This window comes from Herbaspirillum sp. ST 5-3, from assembly GCF_004804275.1.
Classification (GTDB): domain Bacteria; phylum Pseudomonadota; class Gammaproteobacteria; order Burkholderiales; family Burkholderiaceae_D; genus Noviherbaspirillum.
This window is the reverse complement of the sequence record NZ_STGI01000013.1, coordinates 72,799-94,901: the sequence shown is the minus strand read 5'-3', so window position 1 is coordinate 94,901 and position 22,103 is coordinate 72,799. Positions and strand designations below refer to the sequence as shown.

At 58.8% G+C, this 22,103-nt stretch carries 19 protein-coding genes, 2 tRNA genes and 1 pseudogene; 10 read left to right on the top strand and 12 right to left on the bottom strand.

Annotation, left to right across the window (positions count from 1 at the left end):
* Positions 1-2: 2 nt before the first annotated feature.
* The 8 genes and pseudogenes from E6W33_RS21390 to metG form a co-directional block, all read right to left on the bottom strand.
* Positions 3-530: a formate hydrogenlyase gene (locus tag E6W33_RS21390; protein WP_136419382.1), complete on the bottom strand. Its 528-nt coding sequence runs from the start codon at positions 528-530 to the stop codon at positions 3-5.
* Positions 530-2,020: an NADH-quinone oxidoreductase subunit C gene (locus E6W33_RS21385; RefSeq protein WP_247869736.1), complete on the bottom strand. Its 1,491-nt coding sequence runs from the start codon at positions 2,018-2,020 to the stop codon at positions 530-532. The genes E6W33_RS21390 and E6W33_RS21385 overlap by 1 nt, the downstream gene beginning before the upstream one ends.
* Before the next feature lie 69 nt (positions 2,021-2,089).
* The gene (locus E6W33_RS21380; RefSeq protein ID WP_136419378.1) at positions 2,090-3,544 is read right to left on the bottom strand and encodes a hydrogenase 4 subunit F; all 1,455 of its coding nucleotides are present in this window, start codon (positions 3,542-3,544) and stop codon (positions 2,090-2,092) included.
* A 1-nt stretch (position 3,545) separates the two neighbouring features.
* Positions 3,546-4,205: a formate hydrogenlyase gene (locus tag E6W33_RS21375; protein WP_136419377.1), complete on the bottom strand. Its 660-nt coding sequence runs from the start codon at positions 4,203-4,205 to the stop codon at positions 3,546-3,548.
* Between the two features lies 1 nt (position 4,206).
* The gene (locus E6W33_RS21370) at positions 4,207-5,157 is read right to left on the bottom strand and encodes an NADH-quinone oxidoreductase subunit H (protein ID WP_136419375.1); all 951 of its coding nucleotides are present in this window, start codon (positions 5,155-5,157) and stop codon (positions 4,207-4,209) included.
* The gene (hyfB, locus tag E6W33_RS21365) at positions 5,154-7,166 is read right to left on the bottom strand and encodes a hydrogenase 4 subunit B (protein ID WP_247869727.1); all 2,013 of its coding nucleotides are present in this window, start codon (positions 7,164-7,166) and stop codon (positions 5,154-5,156) included. Before hyfB ends, E6W33_RS21370 begins: the two co-directional genes overlap by 4 nt.
* 190 nt (positions 7,167-7,356) lie before the next feature.
* Positions 7,357-7,887: a GNAT family N-acetyltransferase gene (locus E6W33_RS21360; RefSeq protein ID WP_136419373.1), complete on the bottom strand. Its 531-nt coding sequence runs from the start codon at positions 7,885-7,887 to the stop codon at positions 7,357-7,359.
* Between the two features lie 2 nt (positions 7,888-7,889).
* Positions 7,890-9,971, bottom strand: a pseudogene (gene metG, locus E6W33_RS21355) (methionine--tRNA ligase); the annotation flags it as partial.
* Positions 9,972-10,147: 176 nt separating this feature from the next.
* Between metG and apbC the strand changes: the two are divergent.
* The 7 genes from apbC (at position 10,148) to E6W33_RS21320 (ending at position 15,659) form a co-directional block, all read left to right on the top strand.
* Positions 10,148-11,236, top strand: coding sequence for an iron-sulfur cluster carrier protein ApbC (gene apbC, locus E6W33_RS21350; protein ID WP_136419369.1), 1,089 nt, complete (start codon positions 10,148-10,150; stop codon positions 11,234-11,236).
* Between the two features lie 92 nt (positions 11,237-11,328).
* Positions 11,329-12,723: a glutamate--tRNA ligase gene (gltX, locus tag E6W33_RS21345; protein WP_136419367.1), complete on the top strand. Its 1,395-nt coding sequence runs from the start codon at positions 11,329-11,331 to the stop codon at positions 12,721-12,723.
* A gap of 64 nt (positions 12,724-12,787) precedes the next feature.
* Positions 12,788-12,863: transfer RNA gene (locus E6W33_RS21340), tRNA-Ala, on the top strand.
* A gap of 50 nt (positions 12,864-12,913) precedes the next feature.
* Positions 12,914-12,989, top strand: a tRNA-Glu gene (locus E6W33_RS21335).
* 147 nt (positions 12,990-13,136) lie between these two features.
* Positions 13,137-14,333, top strand: a complete 1,197-nt coding sequence (gene earP, locus E6W33_RS21330) for an elongation factor P maturation arginine rhamnosyltransferase EarP (RefSeq protein ID WP_136419365.1) — start codon at positions 13,137-13,139, stop codon at positions 14,331-14,333.
* A gap of 110 nt (positions 14,334-14,443) precedes the next feature.
* Complete coding sequence (locus tag E6W33_RS21325) at positions 14,444-15,019, top strand: elongation factor P (protein ID WP_136419364.1); 576 nt, start codon at positions 14,444-14,446, stop codon at positions 15,017-15,019.
* Positions 15,020-15,263: 244 nt separating this feature from the next.
* Positions 15,264-15,659 (top strand): hypothetical protein, encoded by a 396-nt coding sequence (locus tag E6W33_RS21320; protein WP_136419362.1) that lies wholly within the window; start codon positions 15,264-15,266, stop codon positions 15,657-15,659.
* 63 nt (positions 15,660-15,722) lie between these two features.
* Here E6W33_RS21320 and E6W33_RS21315 read toward each other — a convergent pair whose 3' ends face one another.
* Positions 15,723-16,751 carry an NADP-dependent oxidoreductase gene (locus E6W33_RS21315; protein WP_136419361.1) on the bottom strand — a complete coding sequence of 343 codons (1,029 nt, stop codon included), beginning with the start codon at positions 16,749-16,751 and terminating at the stop codon, positions 15,723-15,725.
* Between the two features lie 291 nt (positions 16,752-17,042).
* On the opposite strand from E6W33_RS21315, the gene E6W33_RS21310 reads away from it, so the two are divergent.
* Both E6W33_RS21310 and purU read left to right on the top strand, forming a co-directional pair.
* Positions 17,043-17,570 carry a polymer-forming cytoskeletal protein gene (locus E6W33_RS21310; protein WP_136419359.1) on the top strand — a complete coding sequence of 176 codons (528 nt, stop codon included), beginning with the start codon at positions 17,043-17,045 and terminating at the stop codon, positions 17,568-17,570.
* A gap of 238 nt (positions 17,571-17,808) precedes the next feature.
* Positions 17,809-18,678 (top strand): formyltetrahydrofolate deformylase, encoded by an 870-nt coding sequence (gene purU, locus E6W33_RS21305; protein WP_136419358.1) that lies wholly within the window; start codon positions 17,809-17,811, stop codon positions 18,676-18,678.
* Positions 18,679-18,741: 63 nt separating this feature from the next.
* Here purU and E6W33_RS21300 read toward each other — a convergent pair whose 3' ends face one another.
* From E6W33_RS21300 to yjgA, 3 genes are read right to left on the bottom strand one after another with little or no spacing between them, the layout of a single operon-like run.
* Positions 18,742-19,413, bottom strand: coding sequence for an alpha/beta hydrolase (locus E6W33_RS21300; RefSeq protein WP_136419356.1), 672 nt, complete (start codon positions 19,411-19,413; stop codon positions 18,742-18,744).
* Between the two features lie 2 nt (positions 19,414-19,415).
* Positions 19,416-20,054 (bottom strand): molybdopterin adenylyltransferase, encoded by a 639-nt coding sequence (gene mog, locus E6W33_RS21295; protein WP_136419354.1) that lies wholly within the window; start codon positions 20,052-20,054, stop codon positions 19,416-19,418.
* On the bottom strand, positions 20,032-20,619 hold the full coding sequence (yjgA, locus tag E6W33_RS21290) for a ribosome biogenesis factor YjgA (RefSeq protein WP_136419352.1): 588 nt from the start codon (positions 20,617-20,619) through the stop codon (positions 20,032-20,034). Before yjgA ends, mog begins: the two co-directional genes overlap by 23 nt.
* Positions 20,620-20,691: 72 nt before the next feature.
* Here yjgA and pmbA point away from each other — a divergent pair, with 72 nt between their 5' ends.
* Entirely contained in the window at positions 20,692-22,056 is a 1,365-nt protein-coding gene (pmbA, locus tag E6W33_RS21285; protein ID WP_136419350.1) for a metalloprotease PmbA, read from the top strand.
* Positions 22,057-22,103 lie beyond the last annotated feature (47 nt).

Here is a 22,103-nt window from a genome sequence, read left to right as displayed (position 1 = left end):
GGCTAGGTCCCGGATTCGCCTGCCTTCGCCGTTACTGCTGACAGAATCCCTCGAAGGATATCGATCGGCGGCGGCGGACAGCCCGGCACGACGACGTCGACCGGAATCACGTTCGACACGCGTCCGCAACTGGCATAACTCTCGCCGAAGATTCCGCCGTTGCCTGCGCATTCGCCGATTCCTACCACCAGTTTCGGGTGGGGCGTCGCGTCATAGGCATCCTTGAGCGCGGCTTCCATGTTCTTGGTCACCGGCCCCGTCACCAGCAGCATATCGGCATGGCGCGGACTGGCGACGAATTTGATCCCCAGCCCTTCAAGGTTGTAATAGGGATTGCTCAAGGCCTGTATCTCCAGCTCGCAAGCATTGCAGGAACCCGCATCAACCTGGCGGATGCAGAGTGCCCGTCCGAGAATGGACAGGATATTCGATTGAATCTGTTCGCGCTCCGTGCGCCAGGCTTCATTCGGCTCGGGCGCCTTTTCCGCCGGCAGTCCCGCATGGGCGATTTGCTTGAGGAGGAACCACATCAGAGATCGTGTCCCGAATAGCTGAGATTGAAGGATTTGTTGATCAAGGGGAAATCAGGAACGATATTGCCCATGATCGCATGTTGCAGGACCGGCCAGTTCTGCCATGATGGATCATGGCAATGACAGCGCAGGATCTTGCCTTGCGCATCGGTTTCCAGGCCGACCAGGACTGCGCCGCGCCAGCCTTCCACCCAGCCCGTGCCCAGGCTTTCGCCCCCGGATGCCGGCAAGGGCACAGCGATCGAGCCGGACGGCAAGCGCCGTAAGATTTCCCGCAGCAGGCGCAGCGACTCGGCGATTTCATCGAAGCGCACGAGCACGCGCGCCGCGACGTCGCCGTTGCGATGCGTGGCCATGCGCACATCGAGCTGCGAATAAGGTGCCATCGCCTGATCCGCGCGCGCGTCCCATGCCTGCCCGCTGGCGCGGCCCGCCATTCCGCACAAGCCGAGTTCCGACGCCAGCTTCGGCAACACGCGGCCAGCCGAAATAAATCGGTCCTGCAGGCCCGCATGTTCGTCGTAGATACCGTGCAGCGTGCGCACTTCGTCCTCGATGTGATCGCACTGCGTCATCAGCAGGCCGATGCCCACCGCATCCAGGTCGACCGAGACGCCGCCCGGAATGATCCGATCCATCATGAAGCGATGGCCGAACAGCTGAAGGTTGAGCCGCACCCAATCTTCTTTCAGTCGCGAAAACTGCGCCAGGCCGAATGCCAGGCCGGCGTCATTGCCGAGTGCGCCCAGATCGCCCAGGTGACTGGCAATGCGCTCGCGCTCCAGCAGCAATGCGCGCAGCCACAGCGCGCGCGGCGGCACTACGCACTTGCTGGCTCCCTCGGCGGCCATGCAGTAGGCCCACGCGAACGCGACGGTCGAATCGCCCGATACTCGCCCCGCAATGCGGGCGCCGTCGGCGAGCTCGCGTCCAACGAAAAGCTTGTCCGTCCCCTTGTGCGTATAACCGAGGCGCTGCTCCAGTCGCAGCACCTTTTCGCCCACGACGGAAAATCGAAAATGTCCGGGCTCGATGGTGCCGGCGTGGATCGGGCCGACCGCGATCTCATGGACGCCGTCGCCTTCCACCTGCATGAACGGATATTCTTCCAATCCACTGTCGAACTGTTCCCGCCCCGAGAACTCATGCCGCAGCGGGAAGTACGATGCGGGCCATCTGCCGTGATTGATCCAGGGGCGAGTGTCTTCCGCGCCATTTGCCGGGATGCCGAGAAGATCGAACACCGTCCTTTGCATCCTTGCCGCCGAGGGGAATATCACGGACAGGTCCGGGTAGCCTTCCCGCTCGTTCACCGCCAGACGCAGCCACAGCAGGCCTTCGTCGGCGCAATAGACAGCCGACATGACATAGCGGTCCGCGAGCGGACGTCGATCCGTTCCCCAAACGGAAATCAGCCGGCCGCCTTCGGTATTGATCATCTGCGCCACGCGTGACCAGTCCTGCGGCGTGACATCCGCCACGCACATCGGCACGCTGCCCGCCAGCGATTTGAACGGGAGCGCGTATCTCTTGGTAAACGTATCGGTGTTCATCGTTCACCCTACGATCATCTTGACTGCTTGCCTGAACCACATGTTCAGATAAGCGGGAATATACAAACCGAGCATCAGTCCCAATCCCAGGTGGATGAAGACCGGCAGCAGCGCCGGGGGATGGGCCAGCGGCTTGGCGGTGGTTTCACCAAACACCATCGACAGCACACGGCTCAGGATCGACGCGAACGCGACGCCGAGCGCGAGCAGCAGCACCGGCGTTGTCCATGGCAATTCACGCATGGCGGTCGTCACGATCAGGAATTCGCTGGAGAACACGCCGAAGGGCGGCATGCCGAGAATCGCCAGCGATCCCAGCAGCATGCCCCAGCCCACGGTGGGGCTGACCTTCACCAGGCCGCGGATGTCGTCCATGACCTGCGTACCGGCCTTCTGCGCCGCATGGCCGACCGCGAAAAAGATTGCCGACTTCACCAGCGAGTGCACGGTCATGTGCAGCAGTCCGGCGTAAGTCGCAATCGGTCCGCCGATGCCGAACGCAAAAGTCATCAGCCCGATATGCTCGATGGAGGAATACGAAAACATCCGCTTCACATCCTTCTGCCGCGACAGGGAATACGTCGCTACCAGCACGGACAGCAAGCCGAAACCGACCAGAAGCTTGCCCGGCAGGCCGTTGAGCAGCGCCCCGTCGGCCAGCACCTTGAAACGCAGCACCGCGTACAAGGCCACATTGAGCAGCAGTCCGGACAGCACCGCCGAGATGGGAGTCGGCCCCTCCGCATGCGCATCGGGCAGCCAGTTATGCAAGGGGACCAGGCCCATCTTGGTGCCGTAGCCGACCAGCAGGAAAACAAACGCGAGCGACATGACCGTCGGCTCGAGACGGGTTTTGACGGCGTTCAGGTTGGTCCACAGCAGGGCATCGCTGCCGCTGCCCAGTTCACGATATGCGGCAAGGTAAAGCAGAATGGTTCCGAATAGCGCCAGCGCAATGCCGACGCCGCACAGGATGAAATATTTCCAGGCGGCTTCCAGGCTGGTTGCGGTGCGATACACGCTGACCAGCAGTACGGTCGCCAGCGTCGCGCCTTCCATCGCCACCCACAGCATGCCCATGTTGTTGGTCATCAGTGCAAGGAACATGGTGAACATGAACAGCTGGTACATGCTGTGATACAGGCGCATGCGGCGCGGCGTCATCTTGCCGTGGTCACGCTCCACGCGCATGTACGGCCGCGAGAAAAGTGACGTCGTCAGGCCGACGAAGGCCGTCAGCGTGACGAGGAAAACATTCAGCGGATCGATAAACAGCAGCTTGCCGAAGCCGAACGTCGGGCCGCCGGCGATGATCTGTGCGGTCAGCATGGCGGCAGCGATGAAGGTGACGAGGCTGAAACCGACGTTGAGTTCCGCCGCGCTGTCGCGATCGCCGATCAGGCCCAGTATCAGGCCGCCGAGCAGCGGTGTCAGCAGAACCAGAACCAAGGCGTCCATGTCAGTCTTCTTTCAGGCTTTCCAGGTTGTGTATATCCAGATTGTCGAACCGTTCGCGAATCTGGAACATGAACACCCCGAGGATCAGGATGCCGACCAGGATGTCGAGCGCGATACCGAGTTCAACGATCATCGGCATTCCATAGGTCGCGGCGGTCGCGGCGAAAAACAGTCCGTTCTCCATCGCCAGGAATCCGATCACCTGCGGCACCGCCTTGGAGCGCGTGATCATCATCATGAAGGAGAGCAGAATGCAGGCCAGTGCGATCCCGAGTGTGCCGCGTGCGATCGAATAGGAAAGCTGCGCGATCGGCAGCGCCAGGTTGAAGGCAATGATCACCAGGACGATGCCGATCAGCATCGTGGTCGGGACATTGATGAGCGGCTCCACATCCCATTTGACGTTCAGACGCCGGATCAGCTTGTGCAATATCCACGGGATCAGGACGACTTTCAGCGCGAAGGTCAGGGCGGCGGAAAAATAAAGATGGGTTTCGTGCGTCACAAATGCGACGACCAGCGTGGCCGCCACCAGCGTCGCTCCATGCAGCGTAAACAGATGAATCAAGGACAGAATCCTGCGCTGGCTGAGCATGGCAAAGGTCAGCAACAGCAGCGTGGCCGCGAACAGGTTCAGGAATTGCGCAGGGTAATTGGTCATCCTATGCCCCCAGCAGGAAGTGGATGAGCATGCCGATCACCGCCAGCAGAAACGCGGAGGTCAGAAATTCCGGAACACGGAAAATACGCATCTTGGCGCTGCTCATTTCAATCAGCGCGAGCAAGGCGCCGCCGATCGCCAGCTTGCCGGCCAGGATGGGAAGTGCCATGACGAGCTCGACAGGCGTCTCGACCGTAGCGATACCCCAGGGGAAGAACAGCGCGATACCGATGCAGGAGTAGGCAAACAGCTTGAGGCTTGCGGCCCATTCCACCAGTGCCAAATGGCGTCCGGAATATTCGAGGATCAGCGCCTCGTGGATCATGGTCAGCTCAAGATGCGTCGCGGGATTGTCGACCGGCACACGGGCATTCTCGGCCAGCGACACCATCGTAAAGGCCACGCCGGCGAAAGCGAGGCTGGGATAGATCGCCAGCTCGCGGTGCACCAGCTTGTCCACGATGGTCGGCAGCAAGGTCGATTGCGTGATCAGCGAAGCGGAAAACAACACCATCAGCAATGCCGGTTCGGCCAGAAAACCCACCAGCATCTCGCGTCGGGCGCCCAGGGTGCCGAAGGCCGTTCCGATATCCATTGCCGCCAGCGAAATGAACACCCGCGCCAGTGCCAGCAGGCCGACCAGCGCGATCGCATCGGCCGCCGGCGAGAGCGGCAGATCGGTCGACAAGGTGGGAATGATGCCGCAGGCCAGCGTCATGCAGCCGAACACGATATACGGAACCATCCGAAACAAAGGCGTGGCATGGTCGGCCAGCACCGATTCCTTGTAGAACAGCTTGTGCAGCATGCGATAGGGTTGGAAAAGGGGAGGCGCAGACTTGTTCTGCAACCAGGCGCGGCACTGGTTGACCCAGCCTGTCAGCAGCGGTGCGGCGGCCAGCGCCAGCACGATTTCGAGGAATTGAAGAAGCAGACCGGAGAAATTGATCATCGCGTCACCAGCAGCAACATCAGCAGCAGCGTCAAAAAGCTGTAGAGCAGGTAGACCGCGATCCGCCCCTGCTGCAGCAGCCCGACCAGGCGCGCGACGCGTTCGGTGAGCCGTGCGATCGGGCGATAGATCATTTGCCAGAACGGATCTTCGACAGTAACCCGATAACGCGGCGCCTTGTCGAATGCAGTCGGCAGTTCGCGCGTCATCCGGAAGAACGGCGAGAAAATTTCACGAATCGGCTGACCGAAGCCTTCCGCCGTGTCCTGCATGCGAGCGGTCATGATCGGGAATCCGCATGCCCACGGCGGCGACCGGCGGAAGCGTCCGTGGTACAGGCGACGCACCAGCATAAAGGCGAGCATGCAGCACGCCAGCAGCATCATGACGAATACCGCGGGCGCATAGCTGGCACGATCCGGCGCAACCGGCGCGAGCATCAGCCAGCCGTTTTGCGTGACAGCCTCTGCGATGCCGTCGCCGACGAGAAAGTGGGTGACGCGATCCAGGGCCTGCACCAGTTGCACCGGGAACAGGCCGAGGAAAATGCAGGCCGCGACCAGCCATCCGAAACCAAGACGTTCCCATGTATCGGCATCATGGGCCTCGTTCAGCTTCGGCTCACGCGGCTGGCCGAGGAAGATGACGCCAAAGAACTTGACCATCACATATCCCGCCAGGGCTCCAACCAGTGCAATCACTGCCGCCACGATGGGGATGAGCATGTTGAGGAAAGAATTCGGCAAGCCGGGCGTGAACAGGAAACTTTGCAGCAACAGCCATTCAGAGACGAAGCCGCCAAGAGGCGGCAATCCGGCGGCAGCCAGCGCGCCGATCAGGGCCGCCCAGCCGGTCCACGGCATGAAGCGCAGGAGTCCGCCAAGACGGCCCAGGTTGCGTTCGCCGGTCGCATGCAGCACGGTGCCGGTGCCGAGGAAGAGCAGGCTTTTGAAAGCACCATGGGTGGCGATGTGATACAGGCTGGCCGTCAGCGACAGCGCCGCCAGGCCGGACATGCCGTACGCGCGAAACAGGATTGTCAGGCCGATGCCGACAAAAATCAGGCCGATATTCTCAATCGACGAATACGCCAGCAGCCGTTTCATGTCGGTCTGGACGGTGCACAGCACGACCCCGAACAAGGCGGTTGCCAGCCCGATCGCCATCGTCGTGCCTCCCCACCACCAGACCTGTTCATTCAGCAGGTCGAAGGTCACCCGCAGCACGCCGTAGACGCCGGTCTTCAGCACGAATGCGCTCATCAGCGCCGATATCGGGGACGGCGCGGCGGGATGCGCTTCCGGCAGCCACACGTGCAGGGGCAGGATGCCCGCCTTGGCGCCGAATCCGAACAGCGCCAGGAAAAACGCGATTGATGCCCAGAACATGCTCAGGTGCTGCTGTCGCATGTTGGCGAAGGTGTAGTCGCCTGTATTGGCCTGTAGCAGGCCGAAGCACAACAACAGCGCCAGTGCGCCGACATGGGAGATCAGGATGTACAGAAAGCCGGCGCGGCGAACTTCAGGTATGCGGTGGTTGGCCATGACCAGCAGCGTGGCCGACAAGGTCATGGTTTCCCAGGCCACCATGAACACATAGGCGTCGTCTGCCACCAGCAACAGGGCCATGCTCGCCAGGCAGACGTGGTACTCGAGGCAGAGCAGGCCGGGCGGCGTTCCCTCGCCCTTGCGGAAATAACCGGCCGAGAACACGGATACGCCCGTGCTGACAATGCCGAAGACGAACAGGAAATAGGAGGAAAGACTGTCGAGGCGCAGGTGGAAGGGCAAGTCGGGCAGCCCCAGCGGCAGGATCATGGTTTGGGGTGTCTCGATCCAGATGCCGGCCAGGCCTGTGGCACCGAGAAAGATGCCGAGCAGAGCGCCCAGGGGGAAGAGTACGCGTGCGACGAACGTGGTGTGCTTGATGACAAACAATCCGCAGGTGCCTATCAAAAACCACCCTGCAATCACGAATAGTATGTAATCAAGCTGGCCCAGGTCTGTCACCGATGTTCCTTGTCTCGATCCGCGAATTTTTTTCGCTCTGGATCCATTATAAGGTCAGGGTTATGACAAGGGTATAGTTTTGACATGGAATTCTGACGGGCAAAGAAATCCCATGACCTTGCTCAGGTTTTCAGTGGCATGAACAGATCTGTCCGGAAAATGCCCGCCAGCGAGAATGCGCAGGATCGGATCAGTTGCGCAGCAGGCGGCGCATCACCGTCGGAGCCGGCTCGGCCGGATTGGCGTGCGTGTATTCCAGCTCGGGAGCCAGGTCGAAGCCGAGTGCGGCGTAAAGATCGAGCAGCCGTGGCTGATCGGCGCGCACGCCGAGTCGCAGTTCGGTGACATCGGCGCCCAGCGCGCGGTGGATGACGGCTTCAAGCAGGTGCTGCGAGAGATGTTCGCCACGATAGGCGGGCAACACGCCCATGCGCATGATTTCCCACACTTGAGGTTCGCTCTCGAGCGGCAACCAGCGCACCGATCCGATCGCGTCCTCATCCTTCATGAGAATGAAACCGCCGCCGTGCTGCAAGTGCTGCAGCACGCGTGCTGCAGTCTCGCGGTGGCCGCTCGAGGTGACGGCCACCTTGCCAGCCCATGCGGCGCGCGTCAGATCGGCGATCAGTTGCGCGTCGTCGAGGCCGGCCTCACGAATGAGAAGCTTCCAGGGCGTCGCGCATGGCGACGCCTTGCTACTGGGAGAGTCCGTGTTCGACATGCTTAACGAACGCGCATTCCCGGCTCGGCTCCCGGCCAGGGATTCAATACATAGATGCCCGGATTCGCTTTTTCGTCAGCGGAGGATGCGGCGAGCACCATGCCTTCGGAGATGCCGAACTTCATCTTGCGCGGCGCCAGATTGGCCACCATTACCGTCAGTTTGCCGATCAGGTCTTCCGGCTTGTAGGAGGACTTGATGCCGGAGAAGACGTTGCGGTGGCGGCCTTCGCCTACATCGAGCGTCAGGCGCAGCAGTTTGTCGGAACCTTCGACGTGTTCGCAATTGACGATTTTCGCAATACGCAGGTCGATCTTGGCAAAATCGTCGATCTTGATTTCCGGTGCGATCTCCTCGATCGCGCCTGCGTTCTCGGCCTCGCCCGCAGGAGCGGCCGCCTGACTTTGTTCCGGTGCCTCAAACAAGGCATCCAGCATCTTTGGATCCACCCGCTGCATCAAATGCTCGAATGTGCCGATCGACCTCGGGCTGGTCTGCAAATCCGCCCAGGTCAGGTCCCGTTCGATGCCGAACAGCGTCGACACCTTGCGCGCCAGCGCAGGCAGGATCGGAGCGAGATAGATCGTCAGGCAATAGAAGGAACGCAGCAGGTTGCTGCACACATCCTGCAACTCCTGGTTGTTCGCCGGATTCTTGGCCAGTTCCCAGGGTTTCTTGGTGTCGACGTACTGATTGACCTCGTCGGCCAGCGCCATGATCTGCCGGATCGCCTTGCCGAACTCGCGTGCCTCGAAAGCATCCCTGATGGAGTCTTCATGCTCGCCGAAGCGCAAGCGCCAGCTCATTGCCTCGCCGCCCGTCACCGGATCGCTCAGCTTGCCGCCGAAGCGCTTGGTGATGAAGCCTGCGGCGCGGCTGGCGATATTGACGTACTTGCCGATCAGGTCGGAATTGACGCGCGAGACGAAGTCATCCGGATTGAAATCCACGTCTTCCACCTTCGCATTCAGCTTGGCGGCGATGTAGTAGCGCAGCCATTCCGGGTTCATGCCGATGTCGAGGTAGCGCAGCGGCGAAATGCCGGTGCCGCGCGACTTGGACATCTTCTCGCCGCTGACGGTGATGAAGCCGTGCACGAACACATTGTTCGGCACTTTCAGACCGGAGAACTTCAGCATGGCCGGCCAGAACAGTGTGTGGAAATAGATGATGTCCTTGCCGATGAAGTGATATTGCTCGGTGGACTGATCGTCCATGAATGCCTGATAGTCGCGCCCGGTCTTGTCGAAATAATTCTTCAGCGATGCCAGATAACCGACCGGCGCATCCAGCCAGACATAGAAATACTTGCCCGGCGCGTCCGGAATTTCAATGCCGAAGTAGGGTGCGTCGCGGCTGATGTCCCAGTCGCCCAGCCCTTCGTCGCCTTCCAGCCATTCCTTCGCCTTGTTGATAACTTCCGGCTGCAGGCGGTTCGGCTCCTGTGTCCATTCACGCAGGAATTCCACGCATTTCGGATTCGACAACTGGAAGAAATAGTGTTCCGACGACCGCATCACCGGCGTTGCGCCCGACAGCGTCGAATACGGATTTTTCAGGTCGGTCGGCGCATACACCGCGCTGCAGACCTCGCAGGAATCGCCGTATTGGTCCTTCGCGCCGCACTTCGGGCACTCGCCCTTGATATAGCGGTCCGGCAGAAACATGTTCTTGACCGGGTCGAAGAACTGCTCGATGGTCTTGGTGGTGATCAGCTTGGCATGGTCGCGCAGGCGGCGATAGATGTCCTGCGACAGCTGATGGTTTTCGGGAGCATCGGTCGAATGCCAGTTGTCGAAGCCGATATGGAAACCATCAAGATACTGCTGGCGACCTGCCGCGATACGCGCGACGAATTCCTGCGGCGTGATGCCGGCCTTTTCGGCTGCGATCATGATCGGCGCGCCATGCGCATCGTCGGCACCGACGAAAAACACCTCATGCCCCTGCATCCGCTGAAACCGTACCCAGATGTCGGCCTGGATATATTCCATGATATGGCCGATGTGAAACGCGCCATTGGCATAGGGAAGGGCGGTGGTGACGAACAGCTTGCGATGCGGTGTGGTGCTCATTTGGCAATGCTTATTGAAATAAAACTCTCATTTTATCAGTGGCGGGGCGCATGTCGCAGGTATGCGGCGTCAAAGATAGGGGCAATAGGCCGCTGCCAGGCGGTTTGGCGAGCATTTCATAGGGTTAATCGGCTGAACGGACCGCGTTTGGTTTAGACTTAGTGCATCAAAATTCAGGAGAAGCAATGACTATCAACGTTGAAGCCGTCAAGGCGGCCTTGTCCCAGGTTGTCGACCCGAATACAGGCAAAGACCTCGTTTCCAGCAAATCTGCGAGAAATATTCAAGTCAGTGGCGCCGATGTCAGCCTTGACGTCGAGCTCGGCTATCCCGCCAAGAGTCAGATTGATGCCATCCGCAGCGCTGCAATTAATGCGGTACGCGCGATTCCCAGCGCCGGCAACGTCGGAGTGAATGTCTATTCGAAAATCATCGCCCATTCGGTCCAGCGCGGCATCAAACTGATGTCGAACGTCAAGAACATCATTGCCGTCGCCTCCGGCAAGGGCGGCGTGGGCAAGTCGACCACCGCGGTCAACCTGGCGCTGGCCCTGGCTGCGGAAGGCGCGCAGGTCGGCATTCTGGATGCCGATATCTACGGTCCGTCGCAACCGATGATGATGGGCATCTCCGGCCAGCCGGAATCGCTGGACGGCAAGACCATGGAGCCGCTGGAAAACTACGGACTGCAGGTGTCGAGCATCGGTTTCATGATCGATCCCGACCAGCCCATGGTCTGGCGTGGCCCGATGGTGACGCAGGCCTTGCAGCAACTGCTGGAACAAACTAACTGGCGCGAACTGGATTATCTGATCGTCGACATGCCTCCGGGGACTGGCGACATCCAGCTGACGCTGTCTCAGAAAGTCCCGGTCACCGGCGCGGTGATCGTCACGACGCCGCAGGACATCGCATTGCTGGATGCGCGCAAGGGCTTGAAGATGTTCGAGAAAGTCGACATTCCCATCCTCGGCATTGTCGAAAACATGAGCACCCACATCTGCTCCAATTGCGGCCACGAAGAACCGATTTTCGGTTCCGGCGGCGGCGAGAAGATGTGCAAGGAATACGGCGTGGAATTCCTCGGCGCATTGCCGCTCACCATGTCGATCCGCGAACAGACTGACTCCGGCAAGCCGACCGTCATCGCCGACCCGGATGGCCCTGTGGCAAAAATCTACAAGGACATCGCGCGCAAGGTCGCGGTCAAGGTCGCCGAAAAGGCCAAGGACATGACGAGCAGGTTCCCGAATATTGTCATCAAGAACGACTAGCGCACATTTCATCCCTGTTGCCGAAAGGGTAAAATAGCGCATCTTCATTCACACGGCTTTGGCGATCCAAGGCCGTTTTTATTTCAATTGCCATGACAGTCCGTACCCGCTTTGCTCCCAGTCCTACCGGCTACCTTCATCTCGGCGGCGCCCGCACCGCGCTTTTTTCCTGGGCCTATGCTCGCCATTTCGGCGGAACCTTCATTCTGCGTATCGAAGACACCGATCTCGAACGATCCACGCCGGAAGCCGTGCAGGCCATCCTCGACGGCATGGAATGGCTCGGCCTGCATCATGACGAAGGCCCGTTCTACCAGATGCAGCGCATGGATCGCTATCGTGAGGTGGTAGCGCAGATGATCGAAGCCGGCACGGCATATCACTGCTATTGCACGCCTGAAGAAGTCGAGGCAATGCGCGAGCGTCAACGCGCCGCTGGCGACAAGCCGCGCTACGATGGCACATGGCGCCCGGAGCCGGGCAAGACTCTGCCCCCGATCCCTGAAGGCCGCAAGCCCGTGGTGCGCTTCAAGAACCCGCTCGACGGCGACGTGAGCTGGAACGACATGGTGAAAGGCACGATCACCATTTCCAACAAGGAGCTGGACGATCTCGTGATCGCTCGCCCGGACGGAACGCCGACTTACAACTTCTGCGTCGCCATCGACGACTGGGACATGAAGATGACGCACGTCATCCGTGGCGACGACCATGTCAACAACACCCCGCGCCAGATCAACATCCTGCGCGCGCTCGGCGCGCCGCTGCCGGAATACGGCCATGTCCCGATGATTCTTGGCGCGGACGGCGAAAAACTGTCGAAGCGCCACGGCGCGGTCAGTGTGATGGAATATCCGGCACAAGGCTATCTTCCGGAAGCAATGCTGAATTACCTCGCGCGGCTAGGTTGGAGTCACGGCGATGATGAAATCTTTTCCATGGAACAGTTCTGCCAGTGGTTCGATGTGAACCACCTCTCGAAATCGCCGGCGCAATTCAATCCAGAAAAGCTTGCCTGGTTGAACAACCATTACATCAAGCTGGCCGACAACGCCCGATTGGAAGCCTTGGTCTTGCCTCATCTGAAGGACGACGGCGCGGTGTTCGAGGGCGCGCCTGCCGTACAGCCGGTCATCGCGCTGATGAAGGACCGTGCCAACACCATTAATGAACTGGCGGACGCGGCCATGCTGTTTTACCGCCAGCCCAAACCGGATCCGGAACTGGTTGCGCAGCATGTAAGCGATGCCGTCAAGCCGGCGCTTGCGCAATTCGTTCAGCAATGTAAAACCATTGAATGGAACAAGGCCGCCATTTCCGCCACGATCAAGGAAGTGATTGCCGCGCACAAGCTGAAGATGCCGCAGCTGGCGATGCCATTGCGCCTGCTCATCACTGGCCAGTTGCAGACGCCATCGATCGATGCGGTATTGGAATTGTTCGGCCGGGGCACGGTCCTGGCGCGCCTCGAAAACGCTGTTGCTTAATTTTTTTCGAAAGAGGATTTACACCTGAGAAAAAACTTTGCTATACTCTCGTTTCTTCGCACACGGGGGTATAGCTCAGCTGGGAGAGCGCTTGCATGGCATGCAAGAGGTCAGCGGTTCGATCCCGCTTACCTCCACCAGCGACAAGTTGTGCGATAAGAAGAATAGGCTGTAGTATCGACAGGTTACTGTCCCCATCGTCTAGAGGCCTAGGACACCGCCCTTTCACGGCGATAACCGGGGTTCGAATCCCCGTGGGGACGCCAAATTAAAACGCCACGCACTCGCGTGGCGTTTTTCTTTTTCGGCATACTTTTCCGTAATGAGCATGCTTCGGCATCATTTCGCCGGCGACCTGCGCGCCAGTTCATGCAAGAATGCGGCTGTGCAGCGATCGAATCAAATCATCCCAAATGTTCCTCAACAATAACCAGGCAAGGTCCCTGGCCATATTCTGCAAGGTCGTTGACAACTTTGGCGACGCCGGTATCTGCTGGCGCCTGGCAAGGCAACTGCATCACGAGCATGGAATCGCCGTCACCTTGTGGATCGACGATTTGCAGACCTTGCAGCGGATCTGTCCGGATGCTGTGATCGATGCTGGCATCCAGCAGCTTGGCGGCGTGACGGTGCGCCACTGGAGCAATCAGGAGGGCGTATTTTCGACTGCTGATATCGCCGATATCGTCATTGAGTTTTTCGGTTGCGACATCCCGCCGGGATACATCGCCGCCATGGCGGAGTGCCACCCGCGTCCGGTATGGCTGAATCTGGAAGGCCTGAGCGCCGAGGAATGGGTCGAGGGTTGTCATGCCTTGCCTTCGCCACATCCGCGCATGCCGTTGACGAAATATTTTTTCTTTCCCGGTTTCACCGGCAAAACGGGCGGCTTGCTTCATGAGTCTTCACTGGAAGAGCAGCGTGAGCGGTTTCAATCAGATCAAGCGGTCATGACAGCTTTTCTCGCGCAGTTTGGAGTGACGCCGGGAGAAATGTCTTCCTTGAAGCTGTCCTTGTTCTGTTATCCGCATGCGCCGGTTTCAGCTCTGTTCGATGCCTGGCAGTTCAGTGATACGGCAATCACTTGTCTGGTGCCCGAAGGGGTTGCGGTCGAAGCGGTTCAAGCATTTCTTGGCGCGGAGGCGAGATCGGGAGCCGCGCAAACGCGCGGCGCGCTTACGGTGCGCGTCTTGCCTTTTGTTCCGCAACCGGATTACGACAAGCTGTTGTGGACATGTGACCTCAATTTCGTGCGCGGCGAGGATTCCTTCGTTCGAGCGCAATGGGCGGGCAAGCCTTTCGTCTGGCATATCTATCCGCAAGATGAAAATTTGCATCACAAGAAATTGCGTGCATTCTTGCAGCGTTATTCAGCCGACATTGAAAGTCTGAATTCATTCTCGCTACGCTGGAACGGTGCAATTGTGGAGAATGAAAACGATCAGGCCGGTTGGCGCGGGCTCTGGACAAAATTTCAGGCCGATATGCCAAGAATGGCGTCGCGGTCGGCCGAATGGCGACAGAAAATGCTCGCAAATGGCGATTTGACATCCAATTTGCTGAAATTTGCCGCATCAATCCGGTCAGAAACTGCGGAAAACGAGGTATAATGCGCGGTTAATCTATAGCGCTTGATTTCGATCAAGCGTGAGCTTCCGGCGCCGTCTGCCAAGAGGCGACTGATGATTTTCATGCAACTTATTTTTTACGTATATTCCCTATGAAACCTGCAAAAGAAATTCGTGTTGGCAACATCATTATGGTTGACGGCAAGCCTTTTATCGTTCTGCGTTCCGACGTCAACGGTTCGAGCCGCACGGGCTTCACCTACAAATGGAAGATGAAAAATCTTCTGACGAACGCGCCTCTGGAAAACGTGTTCCGCGGTGACGACAAGTTTGACGTCGTTGTTCTCGACAAAAAGCCGGTGACCTTCTCGTATTTCGCCGACCCGCTGTATGTATTCATGGACGAAGAATACAACCAGTACGAAATCGAGGAAGAAAACCTGGGTGATGCGCTGCATTACCTGAAAGACGGCATGGAATGCGAAGCGGTGTTTTATGACGGCAAGGCGATTTCCGTCGAATTGCCGATCACGATCGCACGCGAGGTGGTGTACTCCGAGCCGGCCGTCAAGGGCAATACTTCCGGCAACGTGCTGAAAGAAGCCAGGATTGAAAATGCCATCGAGGCACATCGCCACACGGTTCAAGTTCCCTTGTTTGTCAGCCAGGGCGACGTGATCGAAATTGATACACGCACCAACGAGTACAAGCGAGTAGTTCGCAACTAAATCGGCTGAGCTCATAAAAACGCTGCCACGTCGGGCAGCGTTTTTTTTGACCCGCCGCACAAGAGCGCTGTCAGTATGTCCGGCAGCGCTTTTTTTATGTGCCAGGAGCCATGATCGATCGGGTCTGATTCCGGCGCTGCGCCCACATCTATGCATTCGTACCTCGTCGGTATACACTGGCGGCTGTTTGCCGGGTTGCCGCGGAGAATTCATCCGCATTCGTCGACGAGAGAAGGAAGGGGAAATGAAGCGACTGCCATTGATTGCCGCGCTGACCGTATCGGTCCTGACAACCGCGTGCTCGATTGTGCCGAAAAGCCTCGGCGGGACAGCGACTTACTTTGAGCCTGAGACGCAGCCCGTGCCGCGCACGAAGGTCGCGCGTAACCCCGACCTGCCGGAAGACCAGATCAGTATCCAGGATGCCGAGGGCAATGCGGTGGTGCAGAAAGTCGCATTCCGCTCGGGCGTGTCATCTGCAACCGTCGAACGCCTGGCGAAAAGCTATGGCTGTACCGGCCGCGCAGGTGCGGCGCTGATTACCGCCAAAGGTCCGGTGGAAGTGTATCGGCTTCAATGCGACACTGGAGCAAGTTTTCTGGCGCAATGCGAACTGCGTCAGTGCCGCCGCATGAACTGAAAAACAAAAGCCCCTTCCCGGAATGGAAAGGGGCTTGCCGAGGATGTAAATTCAGACGGGTGCTTATTCGTCCTTGGCGACCTGCAGTACCAGTTTGCCGAAGTTCTTCCCTTCGAACAGCATCAGCAGCGCTTCCGGAAACTTTTCGATTCCGCCTTCGACGATGTCTTCGCGCGTCTTGAAGCTGCCTTCCTTCATCCACTTCGCCATTTCCGCTGCAGCAAGGTGATAGCGATCGGCGTAGTCGAAAACCACGATACCTTCCATGCGCGCACGGTTCACCAGCAGCGACAGGTAGTTGGCCGGGCCCTTGACCGGGGCCGTGTTGTTGTACTGCGAGATTGCTCCGCAAATGATGATGCGTGCCTTCATGTTGATGCGGGTGAGCACATCATCGAGGATCTCGCCGCCGACATTGTCGAAATAGACGTCGACGCCTTTCGGGCAATGCTTCTTCAAACCGTCGCGCACCGATTCGTTCTTGTAGTCGATGCAAGCATCGAAGCCTAGTTCATTGACTACGAAATCGCATTTGTCCTTGCCACCGGCGATGCCGACCACGCGGCAGCCTTTTTGCTTCGCGACCTGGCCAACCGTCTGGCCGACTGCTCCGGCTGCGCCGGAAACTACGACGGTCTCACCCGCCTTCGGCTGACCCACGTCGAGCAGTCCGAAATAGGCGGTCATGCCCGGCATGCCGAGCGCATTCAGATATTTCGGCAGGGGGGCGGCTTTCGGATCCACCTTGTAAAACGCCGCGGTCTTGTCATCGGACGGGCCCGCCCAGAACTGCTGAACGCCGATAGCGCCGGAAACATAGTCGCCGACTGCGAATTTCGGCGACTTGGAGGCGACCACCTTGCCGATGCCGCCGGCGCGCATCACTTCGTCGATGCCCACGGGACGGATATACGATTTGCCTTCATTCATCCATCCGCGCATCGCCGGGTCCAGCGAGAGGTAAAGCGTCTTCACGATTATTTCGCCGTCCGCGATTTCGCGCACCGGCTCAGAGGCGAATTTCCAGTCACTTTGCTTCGGCATGCCGACCGGGCGAGCAGCCAGTCGGACCTGTTGGTTCGTCATCGTCATTTCTTGTCTCCATCTGAGGTTAGGTCGGCTAACTATACATGAAATTGAACGGTCGTGCTTTTTCTGAAAAAGTGTAACAGATCAAAACAAAGCCGGAACTTTCCATCTGGCATGCGGACCAAGTGGGGAGCCGCGACATTGCCGCGGCTCAAGAGGTGGGGAGATTGCTTCCTGCAGCGCAAACGCAAGTTAAGTGTTGCCTCGTTTTCGATGCGATGGGAATGCTCGACGCGTTTCCATGACATCGCAAAAGTCACGTTCTAACTACGCACATCATTTTCAGGAGATCACATGCTTCGTTCCGAAACGCTTTTTGGCAAGCGCGAAACCAACACGCCAAATTCCCCCCTCCATACCTCCAGCGGCATTGTTCCGACCGGTACGTCGGGTTTCAACAAATCCGTCCCGCCCGTTGGCGGCACCTCGAACAATGCAGACACCACGTCCAGCACGAATGAGGGCGGCAGCAAGCTGATCGTCGGACCGAATATCAAGCTCAAGGGCGTTGAAATCACCGATTGCGACACCTTGGTTGTCGAAGGTCGTGTCGAAGCCACGATCGATTCCCGCGTGATCCAGATCGCCGAGCGCGGCGCGTTCAAGGGCTCCGCCGAAATCGACATCGCCGAAATCCACGGTGAATTCGACGGTGAACTGACCGTGCGCCAGAAGCTGGTGATCTATTCGACCGGCAAGGTCTCGGGCAAGGTCCGTTATGGCAAGGTCGTCATCGAAGAAGGCGGTCAACTGTCGGGCGACATTCAGGTCGGTACGGCGAGCAGCGCCAAGAGCAGCCTGTCCGTCGCCAAAGTAGGCTAAGCGTCCAACGCACGCCTCGGGAATGAAATAGCAAGAAAGCTGCGAATTGCCACTGCTTGGAGTAACCGCGCTGCCAACCTCGCACACATAACTACCCACCGCCAGCGGCCGCTGGCGGCAATCAGGAAGCGCCTCTGTGGCGTTTCAGCTAACCCGGATCACGCATTGCGTATCCGGGTTTTTGTTTTACTGCGATGAGGCGTGCGACAATAGCTCCTCGCACTCTTCATAATCCATTATGACGTATCCGGAATACATTCTTACCTTGTCCTGCCCCGACCACCGCGGCATCGTCCATCGGGTGTCGGGCTTTCTTGCCGAGCACGGCTGCAACATCATCGATTCCGCCCAGTTCGGCGACGCGCAGTCGCGCTTGTTCTTCATGCGGGTGCATTTCGCCGCCGAAGACCCGGCGGTGGGCGACGTGCAACTGCGGGCGGATTTCGCTGCGGTCGCGCGCGAACTCGGGATGAATGCGCAGCTGAACGACGCACGCAAGAAGCCGCGCATGATGTTAATGGTGTCGAAGATCGGCCACTGCCTGAACGACTTGCTGTTCCGTTACAAGAGTGGCTTGCTCCCGGTCGAGATTCCCGCGATTGTGTCGAACCATACCGATTTTTATCAGCTCTCGGCGAGTTACAACATTCCGTTCCACCATTTGCCGCTGGCGGCCGGGGCGTCACCGGAAGCCAAGCGCGCGCAGGAAGAACGCATCCTTGAAATCGTAAAGGCCAACGATATCGACCTGGTGGTGCTGGCGCGCTACATGCAAATACTGTCTCCCGAAATGTGCGAAGCATTGAGGGGCAAGGCAATCAACATCCATCACTCCTTCCTGCCGAGTTTCAAGGGCGCGAAGCCCTATTATCAGGCGCATGATCGCGGCGTGAAGCTGATTGGTGCGACGGCGCACTTCGTGACCGGCGATCTGGACGAAGGGCCGATCATCGAGCAAGACGTCGAGCGCGTGGATCATGCGATGGAGCCGGACACGCTCACAGCAATCGGCCGTGACGTGGAGTGTGTGGTGCTGGCGCGTGCGGTGAAGTGGTTTGTCGAGCACCGTATCCTGTTGAACGGGCACAAGACGGTCGTGTTCAAGTAAATCGGCTGACGGTTTTTCTTTCATGCGCAGCGGTATCCACCGCTGCCGGCATTGCACCGCAGCTCAGACCAGCACGCGCTTGAGCCATGCGCTGATGTCGTCGATCTCTTCGCCGCACACCGAATGCTCGATCGGATACTCGTGCCATTCCAGCTTGTAGCCCAGCGCAAGCAATATGTCGCGCGACTTCTCTGCACGGTCGATCGGAACAATGGGGTCGTGACGGCCATGCGCCATGAAGATCGGGGTCTCGTGATTGGCGCCATGCCGCTCGGCGGGCAGGGTGGCATGGAGCGGCAGATAGCCGGACAGGCACAGCAGGCCGGCGAGCTTCTCCGGATGCCGCAAACCTGTCTGCAAGGTCATCGCACTTCCCTGTGAAAAACCGGCCAGGATGATGCGGCTGGCCGGGATGCCGCGCGACTTTTCCTGTGCGATCAGATGCTCCACCATCGTCTGCGATTTGCGCAAACCGGCTTCGTCCTCGCGCTGCACCAGATCCATGCCCAGGATGTCGTACCAGGCACGCATCATGTAGCCATTGTTGATGGTTACCGGCATGACCGGCGCGTGCGGAAACACGAACCGGATCGGCGGACAGCCTGTCAGGTCGAGTTCATGCACGATCGGTACAAAATCATTGCCATCGGCGCCCAGACCATGCAGCCAGATGATGGAAACGCGCGGGTCGGGTGCGGTTTCGAGTTCGATGGTGTCGAGCGGCTTGTGCGTCATGGTTAGTCTTGGCGATGCGCGTCTTGCTTCGGGCGTATGGCTGACTTCGGGCGGAACGCCTTGCAAACTGCTTCGTTCGTTTCGATATACGGTCCGCCGATGAGGTCGATGCAGTAGGGCACGGCGGCGAAAATGCCGGACACCACCTGCTTGCCATCGGCATCCTTCAATCCTTCCAGCGTTTCCTTGATCGATTTCGGCTGACCCGGCAGGTTCATGATGAGTGCCGCGTGATCCGGCGTTTCGCGGATCACGGCGACCTGCCGCGACAGGATGGCTGTCGGTACGAATTTCAGGCTGATCTGGCGCATCTGTTCGCCAAAGCCAGGCATTTCCCTGGTACCGACCGCAAGCGTCGCCTCGGGCGTGACGTCGCGGCGTGCCGGGCCGGTGCCGCCCGTGGTGAGGACCAGGTCGCAGCCGATATCGTCCACCAGTTCGATCAAGGTCTTTTCGATCAGCGCGCAATCGTCAGGAATCAGGCGCGCCTCCATCTTCCAGTCGCTCGTAACCGCGGCAGTGAGCCAGTCGCGCAAGGCGGGTATGCCCTGATCCTCATAGGTGCCGCTGGAGGCGCGGTCCGAGATCGAGACGAGACCGACGAGGAGTTCGTCCGGATTAGTCTTCTTCTGCTTCGTCATGTTGTTCTGCCGCTGGCGTGGATGGTGACGATTTCAGTTGCTTCAGGATCTGGAAGATTTCGCGGTAGGCCTTGGGCGGCTTGTTCTCGGCCTGCTCCTTGCGCGCGTTGCGGATCAGGGCGCGCAGTTGCTGCACGTCGACTTCCGGGTACTGTTCTTTCAGTTCGGTCAGTGCCTTGTCGTCGGCCAGCAGTTTTTCGCGCCGGCGTTCGAGTGCATGCATTGCCGCCGTTTCTGCCTTGGACGCGCCTTTCCAGCTATCGAGGACTCTCTGGATGGCTGCGACTTCGTCTTCCTCGAGCAAGCGCATCTTCTTGCCGACATACTGCATCTGGCGGCGGCGTCCTTCGTGGTCCTTGATCTTTTGACATTCAAGGATGGCATCGCGCACGTCTTCCGGCATCGGCACGCGCATGACGCGATCCTTTGGTTGCGACACCAGTTCTTCGCCCAGCTCCTGCAGCGCGGTCATTTCGCGCTTGAGCTGGGATTTCGACGGACGATCGTACTGCTGTTCAAACTCGCTCGACTTGAAGCCGACCGCACCTCTGTTGGGATTAACCATGATGAATCAAAGCCATTCTGTAAACGACTGTTATGATAACTGTTTTAATCGACTTCCCAAAAAAACAAGCTCATGAGCAACCCCGTATTTACCCATAGCCAGGACCAGTTGAGGCAACTTGCACAGGATGTGCTGCGTTTCGCGAAGGAAAAAGGCGCAACCCACGCCGCTGTCGAAATCAGCGAAGGCAATGGTCTGGCTGTGACTGTGCGCAAAGGCAAGATCGAGACCATTGAGCAGAACAAGGACAAGGGTATCGGCGTCACCGTCTATATGGGGCAGGATCGCCATATCCGGCGCGGTGATGCCAGCACCTCCGACTTTTCGCAACGATCCCTGCAGGACACGGTCGAGGCTGCATATAACATCGCCCGCTTCACGGCGGAAGACGATTGTGCCGGCCTGCCGGACGCAGAGATGCTCGAAATGAATCCGCGCGATTTGCAGCTTTGCTATCCGTGGCTGATTTCCACGGAAGAGGCCGTCGAGATTGCACAGCGTTGCGAAGCAGCGGCCTTTGCCGTCGACAAGCGCATCACGAATAGCGAAGGCGCCAGCGTGTACGCGCAGCAATCGCATTTCGTTGCTGCCAACACGCGCGGCTTCATGGGTGGATATCCGTATTCGCGGCACACGATTTCGGTCGCACCGATCGCGGGCAAGGGCGGCAATATGCAGCGCGACGACTGGTACTCGTCGACGCGCGATCCGAAAAAGCTGTCGAAACCGGAGGACATCGGTCGATATGCGGCTGAACGCGCACTGGCACGACTGAATGGCCGCAAGCTCGACACGCGCAAATGCGCGGTCCTGTTCGAAGCGCCGCTGGCGGCGGGATTGCTCGGCTCGTTCGTGCAGGCGATCTCCGGCGGTGCCTTGTACCGGAAGTCGAGCTTTCTTCTCGATTCGCTCGGCAAGCAGGTTTTCTCGCCGCACATCCAGATCGTGGAAGATCCGCACGTCATCGGCGCGGTCGGCTCGTCGCCATTCGATGAAGAGGGCGTCAAGACTGCACGGCGCGATGTGGTGAAGGACGGCGTGGTGCAAGGTTATTTCCTGTCCACCTATTCCGCGCGCAAGCTCGGAATGAAGACCACGGGCAATGCCGGCGGGTCGCATAATCTTTCGCTGGTTTCCAGCCTTACCCGGCCGGCCGACAGCTTCAAGGAAATGCTGAAGAAGCTCGATACCGGCCTGCTGGTGACAGAGTTGATGGGGCAGGGCGTCAACTATGTGACTGGTGATTACTCCCGCGGCGCATCAGGTTATTGGGTGGAAAAAGGCGTGATCCAGTACCCGGTCGAGGAAATCACGATCGCCGGCAACCTGAAGGAGATGTTCCTGCAGATTGCTGCCATTGGCGCTGATACCCTGACACGAGGCACCAAGGAGACGGGCTCGATTCTGATCGAGAACATGACGGTTGCCGGCAATTGATCGTTTAAGCTCCGACTCGGTTTCCGATCCAAGGCCCCTTGCGTGAG